This window comes from Yersinia thracica (genome assembly GCF_902170565.1).
GTDB classification, from domain to species: domain Bacteria; phylum Pseudomonadota; class Gammaproteobacteria; order Enterobacterales; family Enterobacteriaceae; genus Yersinia; species Yersinia thracica.
The window spans coordinates 1-14,839 of record NZ_CABHXX010000012.1; the positions used below are offsets into that span (position 1 = coordinate 1).

The window sequence follows — 14,839 nt, forward strand, 5'->3', positions numbered from 1 at the left end:
ATATAAGATAATTATTGTTTTAATTTAATAATATGAATAACTTGTATAGGTACTTCGGGGGATTTATGGATTTATTGCGTAGTTTGGCAGGGATGTACATCTTATTACTTATCGCCTATCTAAGTTTCTCTTCTTATCTGAAAGAAACCATCGGAACGTTAGAGGTAAAAACTATTGCTGTTATTTCTTTTGCTCTGTGCGGTTTCGCCAATTTTGGCTCGATTGCTGTGGTCGTGGGGGCATTTAGCGCCGTTGCTCCTGAAAGAGCCTCTGACATTGCCCGCTTAGGATTCCGTGCATTATTAGCGGCTACATTATCTAACCTGATGAGTGCCACTATTGCCGGTTTGTTTATCGGTCTGGGGCGCTTATTACCGGGGTAGGTGATAAGCAATATCGTTAGGTCAACATAACACTGAGTGCATTAATCTATCGATAGATGGGGTAGTGCACTTATTTCATATTTAATCTAATGGATGGCGCTTGAGGTAATAACTGATTTTATAATCAGCCGGATTAAAGGTAATCACCGAAAAGTCCACAACCACTCCATCAGTGGTATTAGACACTGCCAATAATTGCATTAATAGGGTCCGTGGGTCACAATGGAGTTGTAGAGCGAACTCCTGGCTGGCAACAATGGGTAAGAATGTTTGTCGGCAACCCTCAATCTGATAATTAGCATGTTTTTCAATAAAGTCATATTTTGATGATTCAAGATGATGGTAGGTTAAATCCGGCATCAGAGTGACTGGTAGGTAACTTTCTTCTATTTGAATAATCTGTTTGTCGGCATAGCGTAATCGCTTGATATAATAGGTTTTATCGTCTTGTTGGATATTTAACTGGCTGGCGATAGCCTGCGGAGCCCTAATAATTTTGAATTCAGACACTTCTGTATGCGGTGTTTTTCCAAGCATCTTCATATGTTCAGTAAAACTGTTCAGATGATTATTATCGTGTTTAAGATCTTTCCCGATAATAAAAGTACCTCGGCCCTGTTGGCGCTCTAATAAACCATCCTGAATTAAAACATCCAATGCTTTTCTGACCGTCATTCGTGATACACCAAAACGTTCAGCTAACTGAATTTCAGAGGGCAAGCAATCACCCACAGCAACATCTTGATGATTTATTAACTTTCTAATATTGGTAACTAGATTTTTATATACCATTTTTATACCTATTTGGATGGAGATGTTCATCACAAGTGTTTTCATAACATACTAATAATTAATCAGTAAAACTCAAGCGGTATAAAAAATAGTTAAAATGTCTAACTTTTAAGGAAATAATATACAAGTGTGGCTAACGATTTAATGCAATGTTGGTCACATATTTTTATCAATCGCCAAATCATAACCTGTCTATTCCATAGAGTGATGACTGTTCACACTCAAGAGGGAAGCTGTCATGTTAAGTTCGTTTAATCGGTTTGGCGGGGCGATGCTCGGTGCGGTGCTACTCTTTCCTTTTGCTGGGATGATAGTCGGGCTATCTTTGGTGCTGCAAAATCCGACCTTTGCCAGTCCAGACGGTTTATTTTTCCAATTATTAAAAATCATTGAATCCGGCGGCTGGACTGTATTTAACAATATGGGGCTGTTATTCGCTGTTGGCTTACCTATTAAATTGGCAAATAAAGCGCCAGCATCAGCCTGTTTGGTTTCTTTAATTACCTATCTGACCTTCAATGCTTTTCTCGGGGCAATGTGTGAAGTTTGGGGCGCACATTGGGGGGTTAATTTCGCACAAGAAACAGGTGGCACCAGTGGCCTGGCAATGATTGGCGGTATTAAAACACTGGATACCAGTGTGATTGGCGCAATTCTGTGTGGCAGCTTGGTTACCTGGATTCATAACCGTTATTACTCAACCAAATTACCTGACTATATTAGTATCTTCCAGGGCGCGGCTTTCGTTAACATTCTTGGTTTTATTGTTATGTTGCCGCTGGCCTTTATAACATTAATGCTGTGGCCAAAAGTGCAGCTAGGCATGATTTCATTGCAAGGTTTTATTCTACATGCCGGTAACTTTGGTATCTGGTGTTATATCTTCCTGGAAAAGATTTTACTGCCTACTGGCCTTCATCACTTTGTTTATAGTCCTTTCCAATATACCGATGTTGCTGTACCCGGTGGCACTACCCTGTATTGGCTCACGCATTTACAAGAATTCAGCCAATCTACTGAACCTTTAAAACAGCTGTTCCCAGCAGGTGGTTTTGCCATGCAGGGTAATGGTGCGGTATTTGGTGGTTTAGGAATGGCGTTGGCGATATACAGCACTGCAAAACCGGAAAATAAAGCCAAAGTTGCGGGCCTGCTGATTCCGGCAACAATTACCAGCATGTTTATCGGTATTACTGAGCCGCTGGACTTTACCTTCCTGTTTATTGCCCCAGCGTTATTTGTGGTGCATGCCATGCTTTCAGCCACCATGACCGTCGTGATGTATAGCTTGGGTGTGGTAGGGAACTTTGGTTCTGGAATACTCGAGTGGGCGACACAAAACTGGATACCGATGTTCAGTAACCATGCCAATGTCATGATAACTCAAATTATTGTTGGTGTTATTTTTAGTGGCGTCTACTTCCTGATATTCCGTGTTTTGATTCTCAAATTTAATTTCAAAACATTGGGCCGTGAAGACAGTGATCTCAAGCTTTATTCAAAACAAGATTACAAGCAGAAAGGAGAAAATCAGGGGGATGAGTTCCAACAGCGTGCCAGTGCTTATTTAGACGCAGCCGGTGGGAAGGACAATATTGCCAGCTATACCCACTGTTTTACCCGTTTAAGATTAGTTGTAAAAGACATTAGCCGTGTTCAACCAAGTACAGCATTTAAAGCCTATTCCGCGATTGAGGTTTATAAAAATGGCAATGATGTGCAGGTGATTGTTGGCAACAATGTAACGCATATTTATGAACAATTTGCAGAGTTGATGAATTAAGGAGTTTTTAGATGAAAAAATCATCCATTTTGATTGCTGGTGGTGGTTCAACCTATACCCATGGCATTATTCTTATGCTGTTGGATAATTTACACCGTTTCCCTATTTCGGAAATAAAACTGTATGACAATGATGGCCCACGCCAAGAAATTATCGCCAAAGCTTGTGAGATTATTCTGCGTGAACAATCCAGCGGAATAAAGTTCTCTTACACCACCGATCCTCAAGCTGCTTTTAGCGGGGTTGATTTCGTGATGGCACATATTCGGCAGGGCAAACTTCCGATGCGTGAAAAAGACGAAAAAATCCCAATGAAATACGGCTGTGTTGGGCAAGAAACCTGTGGTGCAGGGGGGATTGCCTATGGTATGCGCTCTATTAGCGGAGTGCTGGAACTTCTTGATTATATGACAGAATATTCCCCGAATGCCTGGATGCTAAATTACTCTAACCCGGCCGCTATTGTTGCTGAGGCCACTCGTCGTTTACGCCCCACCGCACGTATTTATCATATTTGCGATATGCCTATCAGTATTGAAGAGGCAATGGCTAAAATATTGCACTACTCTTCCGCGGAAGATTTAGAAACTCGTTATTACGGACTCAATCATTTTGGCTGGTGGAGTTCTGTGCGTGATAAAACTACCGGCGAAGATTTAATGCCGAAATTGGCTGAACACGTACGCCAATATGGTTATGCTGATGAGCAAGGTGAGGGTAAAGAAGAAATAAGTTGGAATGAAACTTTTGCTAAAGCTCGCGATAGTTTTGCGCTAGATCCCAGCAGCTTCCCAAATACCTATTTGCAATATTATCTGTACGGCGACGATATGGTGGCGCATACCTCACCAGACCATTCCCGTGCAAATGAAGTGATGGAAGGCCGGGAAAAATTTGTGTTTGATGAGTGTCGCAAAATTATTGCTGAGGGCAGTGCGGAAAATACTCAACTTAAAATTGATGAACATGCGTCTTATATCGTTGATTTGGCACAGGCTATTGCATTTAATACCAAGCGCCGTATGTTACTGATTGTGCCTAATAAAGGTGTTATCAGTAATTTTGATCATGATGCGATGGTTGAGGTACCTTGTCTGGTGGGGTCTGAAGGGGTTGAGCCATTGGCTATTGGCGATATTCCGACTTTCCAGCGTGGCCTGTTATATCAACAACATGCAGTAGAAAAATTAGTGGTAGATGCTTGGATTGAAAAGTCCTACCAAAAATTGTGGCAAGCACTGACATTGTCTAAAACTATTCCAAGTGCCAAAGTGGCGAAGCTGATTTTAGATGATTTAATTGAAGCTAATAAATCCTACTGGACGTTGAACTAGCTATGACTAAATACCGTTATGGTCTATTGGGACTGTAACGGTGTATCAAATCCATGTCAGCCCAACACCAAGGACTCACGCTTTATAAAAGAATCATTAAAGTATTCCCGCAATCTGCCGATATTGATGTCTGATATTTATATGCTTTTTAATAATAATCTGGTTAGCCAGGGCAATAAATTAAAGGTGGGGAATGGCAGGTGAGCGAAACGTCTAAAGAGAACTTTGTAAAAACCAACAAATTAGCGATCTGTGCAATTCTTCGTGATCTAAAGAAGAACGATACCGCAGTGATGGTCACCCATGCTCGTGGGCAATTTATTAGCCGCATTCTGGATGTGCTTCCTGACTCGGATCAATTTATTTTTGATTTTGGCAGTGTTACTCATGAGAACATCGCAGCACTGGCTGCCAGCCAACTGACAATTATTGCAGAGCCTACCGGTGCTAAAATTGAATTTACCTGCAATCCACTGAAAGAAATAACGTATTTATCTTTACCTGCTTTCAGCACTTTCATTCCTGACAGCCTCTACTTTATTCAACGTCGGGAATATTTCCGGGTCAGTATTCCTCAATGGCCTGCTTATTATTGTGCAGGGAGATTCGCCGATGGCACTAAATTCTCTTACACATTAGCGGATGTTTCTTTGGGGGGAATGGGGGTGTATGCGGTCAAGGGCAGCGAGTTCCCAGTCCAAGGGTGTGGCATTCTGCGTGATGTGTCAGTTGATTTATGTGGCTTTGGTATTTTTAAATTAGACTTACAGTTTATCCGGGCCATCGATAAACAAGTGGTCAATAACAAAGGTGAAACTCTCACCGTGCAGCGCCTGAGTTTTAAATTTCCTCGCTTAAGCCCAATTCAGGAAAAAGGATTGCAGCGGGCTATTTTTGAACTGGAAAAACAGCAAACCGCCAAAGCCCGAAAATTTCAGGAGGGTATTTAGTTTCTGAAACTATAGGGTGATTACCTGCGGTCTGTGTATAGTAGACAGACAGCAGGTATTTCAATTCCCTTTCTGGTTATGTTTATAACCCTTTGTTTTCTTTCTCTCATTTCATGCCCAGATCCCTGTTTTTTTCTTTGGGCTATAATTAATATTTTTCAGCTTATTGCTGTTGCGTCTTTATGCGCATTGTCAGCCTTTACTCGCCTCTTTTTTGACTGAACGTTTTTACGTGTCAGCCTTTTGCTTTCCACCTTCACTCAGCATTTTTGACAGCATTCTGCCTGTAGGGGCGTTTCCTGCTCAATATTACGCGGCTCGCACCACTCAGGATGCTCACCTGAGTCATTCGATTGGATAGGCTTTTCTCCCGCTATCCCCGATTTTTTTGTTATGCAGATTGCGATGAGACTGTATGAGCACCGGACTAGAAGGTATCTATGAAATTATTTCTTAAGACTATTCTTGGGCAGCGCCCCCTGTGGGGATCACGAACGACAGTCACTCCCTGGCATGATTTTGCCCCGGTTAGGGAAGAATTATTCAGTGTGGAACGGTTGGAGCAACATGCTGAAAGCCTTGCCAAAGCTCAGTCGATAACACCCCATCCGCCACGGGTGTCCACTTTGCATGCCCGCCTGGATGATAACGCCAATACCTTGTTGGCGGCGTATCGGGCCAGTGCCGCAGAGTTGGAAAAGGGCCGCGCAGTCGTCCCTGCGGCAGAGTGGTTGCTGGATAATTATCATCTGGTCGAAGAACAGATCCGCGAGATTCGCGATGATTTACCGCCGGGTTATTACCGTCAATTGCCGAAATTAGCCGATGGGCCATTTGCTGGTTATCCGCGTGTTTTGGGTATTACCTGGGCATTTGTGGCGCACACTGACAGTCACTTGGATCCCGATGTTTTATGCCGTTTTATTATGGCGTATCAGCGAGTTCAACCGCTGACCATCGGCGAGTTATGGGCGGTCGCGATCACTTTGCGTATCGTGCTGATAGAGAACTTACGCCGCCTTGCCGATCAAATAACACAAGGGCGTAAAGCGCGTGCAGATGCTGAGGCGCTGGCAAATAAGCTATTAAAAACAGGAGACAGCCGATTAGCGCTGGAGTCCGATATTGCGATGCGCTCCACAGAGCCTTTATCTGAGCAATTTGCATCTCAGTTGGCAAAGCGGCTTAGAGACCAGGATCCGCGCACCACCCCCGCGTTAGGATGGTTGGAAGATCGCCTTAAATTACAAGGCGTAACGGTCAGTGAAGTGGTGCAGCATGCCCAATTACGGCAAGGGGCTTCCAACGTTTCAGTCCGCAATGTAATAACCAGTATGCGGCTGATTTCGGATATTGATTGGGCTGATTTGTTTGAGAGTGTCAGTCTGGTAGACGAATGCTTACAGCAAGGAAGCGCCTTTGCTAGCATGGATTTTCAAACTCGCAATCTGTACCGCAGTGCTATCGAACAATTATGCCGTGGCTCGACTTTCACTGAGCTGGAAATTGCCAGCCTTGCTTTGCAAGCCGCGCAGAATGCCGCCGCTACGGCGGAACTTGAAAACGTCGACCGCTGCCGTGACCCCGGTTATCACTTAATTGGTGCCGGGCGGCGCGAATTGGAAAATCAGATCAGATTCAGCCCGTCAATGCGATTATGGTTTAGCCGCTTGAGTATCCGCCTCGGGGTTGGCGGCTATATGGGGGCGATTTTACTGGTCACGGCTGGATTACTGGCATTGGCGCTGTGGGCGCTCTCGTTCCCCGGTTTGGCTACCGGATGGCTGGTGTTATTAGCATTCGTTGGCTTTATTCCGGCCACTGAAGTGGCGACTGCGCTGATAAATCGCGTGATTACCTGGAGCTTCGGTGCCACTATTTTGCCGGGGCTGGAATTGGCCAGTGGTGTACCCGATGAGTTGCGCACCTTGGTGGTGGTGCCGACCTTGCTGACCAGTAAGGCAGATTTACTGGAGCAAATCGACCAACTAGAAGTTCATCATTTGTCGGGCACCACCGGCTCTCTGACTTTTGCCCTATTGCTGGATGGGGTTGATGCAGATTCCCAAGTGATAGCCAGTGATGGCCCGCTGTTGGCCTTGGCCGATGAAGCCATGGCCCGGCTGAATCAACAATATGGCCCCGGCCCGGCTGGCCCGCGTTTCCTGTTGCTCTACCGGCAGCGGATATTTAATGAAAGCGAAAATCGCTGGATGGGCTGGGAGCGCAAGCGGGGTAAGTTGCATGAGCTTAACCGCCTGTTACGCGGAGCAACAGATACTTCATTTATTGCCACCGCCGCCGGTGAGCCGCAGGTGCCCGCAGATGTGCGGTATGTCATTACGCTGGATGCCGATACCCGCCTTCCTCGCGATGCGGCACTGCGTTTGATTGGCAAAATGGCACATCCGCTGAATCGGCCGCGTTTTAGTGCTGATCAACAACGGGTGGTTGATGGCTACGGTATTCTCCAGCCTCGAGTGACCTTGGCATTGCCGATGGGGCAGGGTAGCTCATTGTATCAATGGGTTTTTTCCGGCCCTGGGGGGATGGATCCTTATGCCGCTGCAGTTTCAGATGTTTATCAGGATATCTTTGGTGAAGGTTCTTACACCGGCAAAGGTATTTATGACGTTGATGCCTTTGAAGCTTCATTGGTGGGCCGGGTGCCGGATAATACTTTGCTCAGTCATGACCTGTTTGAGGGGGTTTTTGCCCGTGCGGGCTTAGCCTCGGATATTGAAGTGGTTGAGGAATCGCCGGCACGCTATGACGTGGTTACCAAACGCCAACATCGCTGGACGCGGGGTGATTGGCAATTGCTGCCATGGATTATCAAATCATCCATTACTCAAACTGACCAAGACAGCAAAAGTGTTCCGCTGTTGGGCCGCTGGAAGATGGTTGATAACCTGCGGCGTTCGCTGGTTGCGCCCTTCACCTTGCTGTTGCTGGGGATCAGTTGGATGCTACCGATGCCCGCCGCGTGGGTCGGCGTGCTGTTGGTCATGCTGTTAGCCGCTTTGCCCCCATTCTTGCCGATTTTATTCTCCTTGTGGCCGGCCCAAAATACTCGGCTTAGTAACCATTTTCGCTCTTTATTAGAGGATGCCAAACGCGCCGCGAGTCAAATGTTCCTTTCGCTGGTCTTTTTGGCCGACCATGCCTGGCAAATGGCGGATGCTATTGGTCGAACACTGATTCGCCTGCTTATTACTCATCGAAACTTATTGGAATGGATGACGGCGGCCCAATCCGCAGGGCAGCCGCGCCCCGGTTTATCCGGTTTTTATCGCCATATGGCCGGCGGCACATTATTCGGCCTGATGATGTCCATTATTGCATTTATCGCCTCCCCAAATGCCTGGCCGTTGATTTTGCCTTTTGCGCTACTTTGGTTGTTGGCCCCCGCGATTGCATTGTGGGCCAGCCGTACCCATCAGGTGGCGCAGCATAAACCGATGACAGCGGACGATATTCCTGAATTGCGTTTAATTGCCCGCCGCACCTGGCGTTTCTTCGAAACCTTTGTCACACCAGACGAAAATATGCTGCCGCCTGATAACTTTCAGGAGGATCCAAAACCGGTGGTGGCGCACCGAACATCGCCGACTAACATGGGACTGTATTTGCTCTCGACCTTGGTGGCGCGTGATTTTGGTTGGGCAGGGACGTATCGCACATTGGTGCGGCTGGAAACCACCTTTGACACATTTCATAAATTGGCTCGTTTCCGTGGGCATTTCTTTAACTGGTATGACACACAGGATTTGCGGGCGCTGGAACCGGCTTATGTTTCTTCCGTCGACAGTGGGAATCTGGCCGGGCATTTGATTGTATTGGCCAATACGTGTGAAGAGTGGGCGGCAGAACCGCTAGCAGCTAACGGTGCTAAGGGGTTGATGGATAACCTATTATTAGCGAAAGCCGCATTCAGAGAGTTACCGCCGGGGGATGATGATTTTAAACGCAAACTCTGGGCGATTCTGGCGCAAATCCGCATGGATTTAAAAAATGTCGGTGAAGCTGAAATGCTGCCGCTGACATTGAAACCTTTGTTGGCGAAAGCCTCCGCGATGGTGCATGGCGTTGCTCGTCCAATCGATGACAATGCATTTATTGATTTAAGTTATTGGATTGAAACACTGATTGTGGCCGCCGCTGAACATGAGTATGACCAGCGATTGACCCAAGAGATGCAGGAACAGGTCGCTGACCGATTGCTAAAACTAGCCGCCGAAGCCCGCCATATGGCGCTGGCGATGGACTTTGCTTTCCTGCTCGATCCTGAACGAAAATTATTGTCTATCGGCTATTCGCTGGTGGATAACAGCCTTGATCCAAGTTGCTACGATTTGCTGGCATCTGAAGCCCGGCTCGCCAGCTTGTTTGCTATCGCCAAAGGCGATGTGCCCACCCGGCATTGGTTCCGTCTAGGGCGGGCAGCAACCCCCATCGGCAAAGGGGCGGCGTTGATTTCATGGTCGGGCTCGATGTTCGAGTATTTGATGCCGTCATTGGTGATGCGAGCGCCAGCGGGGAGTTTATTGGAGCAAACCAATCAGTTAGTGGTGGAGCGGCAACAGGCTTATGGGCGCAGTTTGAATATTCCATGGGGGATATCTGAATCGGCATACAGTGCGCGCGATATCGAGTTTACCTATCAATATTCTAACTTTGGTGTGCCGGGGCTTGGGCTAAAACGCGGCTTATCAGAAAACACCGTCATCGCGCCTTATGCGACCGGCTTGGCGACCATGATTGACCCCCATGGCGCATTGCAAAATTATGAGCGGCTGGCCAAGATGGGGGCGCTGGGGCGTTATGGTTTCTATGAAGCACTCGACTTTACCCGCTCCCGCTTGCCGGAAAATCAGCTGGTGGTGATTGTCCGCAATTATATGGCGCACCATCAGGGGATGACCATTGTGGCTATCGCCAACACAGTGCAGCAGGGGCGGATGCGCAACCGCTTCCATCGTGAGCCGATGATTCAAGCTTGTGAATTATTGCTCCAAGAACGCATGCCGCGCAATGTGGCCATTGCTTACCCGCGTACCGAGGAAGTCTTGCTTTCCGCCGTGGCAGACAGCGCGTTGCCCACTGTGCGGCGCTTTCATTCACCCGTTATAGGGGCACCAGATATCGGGGCACTGGTTATCGGGCCGCCTATCACTCATTTGTTATCCAATGGCCGTTATGCCGTGATGCTGACTACCGCCGGTGCAGGCTATAGCCGCTGGCTGGATGTCGCGGTCACCCGCTGGCGGGAGGATGCCACCTGTGATAATTACGGCTCCTTTATTTTCCTGCGTGATTTGCGCAGTGGCCGCAGTTGGTCGGCAGGGGCGCAATTAGCCGCCAGTGATAATGCGCATCGCGAGGTCATGTTTGGTGAAGATCATGCTGAGTTTATCTGCCGCGATGGCACACTCACCAGCACCATGAATGTGCTGATTTCCAGTGAGGACGATGGTGAAGTTCGCCGAATTTCATTGCTGAACACTGGCCGCCGTGCGCGGGAGATTGAACTGACTTCTTATGCTGAAATGGTGCTCACTGCGGCGGCAGCCGACAATGCCCATCCGGCATTCGCCAAAATGTTTGTGGTCACCGAATTCTTACCGGAACTGGGGGCATTAATTGCGACACGGCGGCCTCGCACGGCGCAGGAACCTCAGGTCTGGGCGGCACATTTCATGGTGGCCGATGGTTTGCCGGTATCAGTATTGCAATATGAAACCGACCGCGCGAAATTTATTGGCCGCGGTAATCGGGTGGCGACCTCAACAGCGATGCAAGTGGGAGAGTCACTGTCGAATACCGTGGGGACGGTGCTTGACCCGATATTCTCATTGCGCCAAAGCTTACTGGTTCCGGCCGGTAAGACCGTCACTGTCTCCTTCTGGACATTGATTGCATCATCGAAAGAAGCGTTGCTGGACAGTGTGGATAGACACCGTGACCGCAGCGCCTATGAACGGGCGAAAACACTGGCCTGGACTCAGGCTCAGGTACAATTGCGCCATCTGGACATCAAAGCGGAAGAAGCGGCCGATTTTCAGCAATTGGCTGCGCCGGTTCTGTATGCCGATGCCCGCTTCCGTTCGCCGTCCACGTCTATCATGCGCGGGGCGGGGGCCCAGTCAATGTTATGGGCGCAATCAATCTCCGGCGATTTGCCCATCGTCTTGCTGCGTATTGAAGATATTGAGGACATTGAGCAAGTGCGGCAATTACTGCGCGCCCACGAATACTGGCGCATGAAACGCCTGGCGGTTGATTTAGTTATCATCAATGAGCGGGCCTCTTCTTATGTGCAGGATTTGCAAATTGCGATTGAAACCGCGGTGCGCAGTAGCCAATCGCGCCCTCGTTTTGGTGATGAATTCCGCCAGGGGTCGGCATATGCCTTGCGGGCTGATTTGATGAGTGCAGAAACGCGCGCATTATTGCGCTCGGTTGCGCGGGTGGTACTCTCCGCTCGTTATGGCACCTTGGGTAATCAACTGAATCATCTATTGTTCACTCTCGACAAAAAAGTGCTTCCGTCCAATAAAAAGCTATTCACATCAGATAAAAAATCATTCTTATCTGATAAGCGATTGATTGGACAAGATAAAAAAATGGGTTTCTCCCTGATTAAATCTGCCAATTCGCCGATAACTTCTCCATTGCCGCTAGCGAAAACATTATTACCGCAGCCCGACAATCTGGAGTTTTTCAATGGGCTGGGCGGTTTTGGTCAACAGGGGCGGGAATATGTCACTTACCTCAATGATGGGGAAAATACGCCAGCGCCTTGGATCAATGTTATTTCAAATCAAACCTTTGGCTTCCAAGTTTCCGCAACCGGCAGTGGCTATACCTGGGCCGAAAATAGCCGGGAAAACCAGATAACACCGTGGCTGAATGATCCGGTCATCGATTCGTCCGGTGAATGCCTGTATCTGCGTGATGAAGATTCCGGTCAAGTGTGGAGCCCGACGGCGCAGCCAATCCGTGATGGCGGCACTTACATTGCTCGCCATGGTCATGGCTACAGCCGGTTTGAGCATCAGACCAATGGTATTGGTATGGCGCTGCTGCAATATGTGCCGCTGGCGGACCCCATCAAGATATCTCGGCTGACATTGCATAATATGTCGGATAAACCACGGCGTATCTCCGTTACGGCCTACGCCGAGTGGGTCTTAGCGACGTCGCGCGGTGCCTCCGGGCCATTTATAATCACCGAGATGGATCAATCTACCGGTGCGATGTTAGCGCGTAATCCATGGAGCACCGCATTCCCCGGCAGAGTTTCTTTTGCCGACCTTAATGGCAAGCAAAACAGCTGGACGGCTGATCGCAGCGAGTTCCTCGGCCATTATGGCAATAGCGCCGCGCCGCTTTCATTGTTGGCAAAAATACCGCTATCAGGTGCGACAGGCGCGGGGTTTGACCCATGCAGTGCGCTACAGCAGACCCTTGAACTGGCCGCCGGTGAGCAGGTTGAAGTGGTTTGGTTTGTGGGGCAGAGCTCTTCTGTGAGTGACGCGCAGACATTGATTACGCGCTACCGCGCCGTAAATCTGGATGCGGTGCTGACGGAAGTTATTGATTATTGGCGCAGGGTGTTGGAAGCGGTTCAGGTGAAAACGCCGGACAGACAAATGGATATCATGCTCAATGGCTGGCTGCTGTATCAAACACTGGCCTGCCGAGTCTGGGCAAGGTCGGCGTTTTATCAGGCCAGTGGCGCTTATGGCTTCCGTGATCAGCTACAAGATGGCATGGCGCTCACCTTTGCTCTGCCGGAGACCACCCGCCACCATCTGCTGCGGGCAGCCGGGCGGCAATTCATTGAGGGCGATGTTCAGCATTGGTGGCTACCGCATTCAGGGCAGGGGGTGCGCACCCGAATCTCTGATGATCGGGTTTGGCTCTCTTATGCAACCGCCACTTATATACTGGCCAGCGGTGATGCCGGAGTATTGGATGAAATCGTGCCCTTCCTCGAAGGGCCAATATTGCATTCAGGTGAACACGATGCTTTCTTCCAGCCATTAGTGGCGCAAGAAACCGCCTCTCTGTTTGAACACTGCGCCAAAGGGCTGGATCAATGCATTGAACTGACTGGTGAGCTGGGTTTGCCATTGATGGGGACCGGCGACTGGAATGATGGGATGAATCGGGTCGGTGAAGAGGGAAAAGGCGAAAGTGTTTGGCTCGGTTGGTTGCTGGTGGCGACACTGAAAATGTTTATTTCGTTGGCGCAAGAGCGTGATCCGCAGCGGGCCAGCCAGTGGCAGCACCATCTCACCGGATTAATTGCAGCATTGGAACGGGAAGCATGGGACGGTGATTGGTATCGGCGTGCCACTTTTGATAACGGCAGTTGGTTGGGTTCCAAAGCGTGTGAAGAGTGCCGCATAGATTCTATTGCTCAATCATGGGCGGTGTTATCCGGAGCAGCCGATCCCCAGCGAGCTGTGCAGGCCATGACCTCGCTGGAGCAGTATCTCATTCGCCCCGATGATGGAATGGCGTTGTTGTTTACTCCTCCTTTCGATAAAACGCCGGATGACCCCGGCTATATCAAGGGTTATCCACCGGGATTGCGTGAAAATGGCGGGCAATATAGCCATGCTGCAATGTGGGTAATTCTGGCTTTTGCCGAGTTGGGGGAGGGGGATAAAGCGCGTGATTTGTTTGCCTTACTTAATCCGATAAATCATGGGAATACCCCAGAGGGAATTGCGCGTTATAAAGTTGAACCCTATGTGGTGGCCGCGGATGTTTACTCTGTTGCTCCGCATGTCGGGCGCGGTGGCTGGACGTGGTATACCGGCTCAGCAGGTTGGATGCATCGTGCGGGTATTGAAGGTATTCTGGGGATCCGACGCGAAGGGCAAGAATTGGTGATTAATCCTTGTATTCCAGCTAGTTGGCCGGGGTTTGAAGCGAGCATTAACCTGGCGAATACGCGCTATGCTATCCGTGTCGAAAGCCCGGCGCAGCGCTGCCAGGGGATCAGTTCAGCGACATTGAATGGTTCTCCTCTCTCCTATCAGCCCGATGGATTACGGGTCGCGTTGGATGGAGGAGAGTACGAACTGATTATCATTTTGTAACGGTGATTAACTGTGTCGAGATAGACACGACTGATTCAGTCAAAGAGTCAATCAGCGCTATCTCGACTTAACAAAATAAAAACTAAAAAATATGTTGAATTATCATGCAACTGACCCAATATTATAAGCAGAATAATAAGGAGGATTAAGTATGGGGATCAGCGAAGAAGAGAGTATCCGCCGTCTGACTGATGAGAAAAGCTCGATTGGTCATTCGGCCAAATGGGTAGCAATCATCTCTGCTATCTATTTCATTATTATGCTGTTTTACCAGCATGAATTGGGTGTATTAACCTTAGCGGGTGGGATTTTTGTGGTGTCATTCTCAATCTGGATGAAAAAACGTCAGAAAGTGAAATCTTACAAGGATCAACTGCAACAGATGGGCGATGACAAAATGGTGTAATCCAATACTCACACATCAATTAGACTGATTGATCAGAAGAACAGCAGGTGCAATACCTGATGAACTGTTCGTCCG

The 14,839-nt window shown here is 48.5% G+C and carries 6 protein-coding genes and 1 pseudogene; 6 read left to right on the forward strand and 1 reads right to left on the reverse strand.

The genetic code is table 11. The features are described from left to right. Window positions 1-68: 68 nt before the first annotated feature. Window positions 69-383, forward strand: a pseudogene (locus FTA91_RS01955) (nucleoside transporter C-terminal domain-containing protein); the annotation flags it as partial. Window positions 384-464: 81 nt separating this feature from the next. On the opposite strand, the gene FTA91_RS01960 reads toward FTA91_RS01955, so the two are convergent. Next, window positions 465-1,175 carry a GntR family transcriptional regulator gene (locus tag FTA91_RS01960; RefSeq protein WP_072082500.1) on the reverse strand — a complete coding sequence of 237 codons (711 nt, stop codon included), beginning with the start codon at window positions 1,173-1,175 and terminating at the stop codon, window positions 465-467. Between the two features lie 238 nt (window positions 1,176-1,413). Here FTA91_RS01960 and FTA91_RS01965 point away from each other — a divergent pair, with 238 nt between their 5' ends. The 5 genes from FTA91_RS01965 (at window position 1,414) to FTA91_RS01985 (ending at window position 14,764) form a co-directional block, all read left to right on the forward strand. Beyond that, window positions 1,414-2,958 (forward strand): alpha-glucoside-specific PTS transporter subunit IIBC, encoded by a 1,545-nt coding sequence (locus FTA91_RS01965; RefSeq protein WP_145582822.1) that lies wholly within the window; start codon window positions 1,414-1,416, stop codon window positions 2,956-2,958. 11 nt (window positions 2,959-2,969) lie between these two features. After that, window positions 2,970-4,292 carry a 6-phospho-alpha-glucosidase gene (locus tag FTA91_RS01970; RefSeq protein ID WP_050113230.1) on the forward strand — a complete coding sequence of 441 codons (1,323 nt, stop codon included), beginning with the start codon at window positions 2,970-2,972 and terminating at the stop codon, window positions 4,290-4,292. 200 nt (window positions 4,293-4,492) lie between these two features. Then, the gene (locus FTA91_RS01975; RefSeq protein WP_050113232.1) at window positions 4,493-5,242 is read left to right on the forward strand and encodes a flagellar brake protein; all 750 of its coding nucleotides are present in this window, start codon (window positions 4,493-4,495) and stop codon (window positions 5,240-5,242) included. A 440-nt stretch (window positions 5,243-5,682) separates the two neighbouring features. Continuing rightward, window positions 5,683-14,358 (forward strand): GH36-type glycosyl hydrolase domain-containing protein, encoded by an 8,676-nt coding sequence (locus FTA91_RS01980; RefSeq protein ID WP_145582824.1) that lies wholly within the window; start codon window positions 5,683-5,685, stop codon window positions 14,356-14,358. 151 nt (window positions 14,359-14,509) lie between these two features. Next, window positions 14,510-14,764 carry a hypothetical protein gene (locus tag FTA91_RS01985; protein ID WP_050113235.1) on the forward strand — a complete coding sequence of 85 codons (255 nt, stop codon included), beginning with the start codon at window positions 14,510-14,512 and terminating at the stop codon, window positions 14,762-14,764. Window positions 14,765-14,839: the final 75 nt, after the last annotated feature.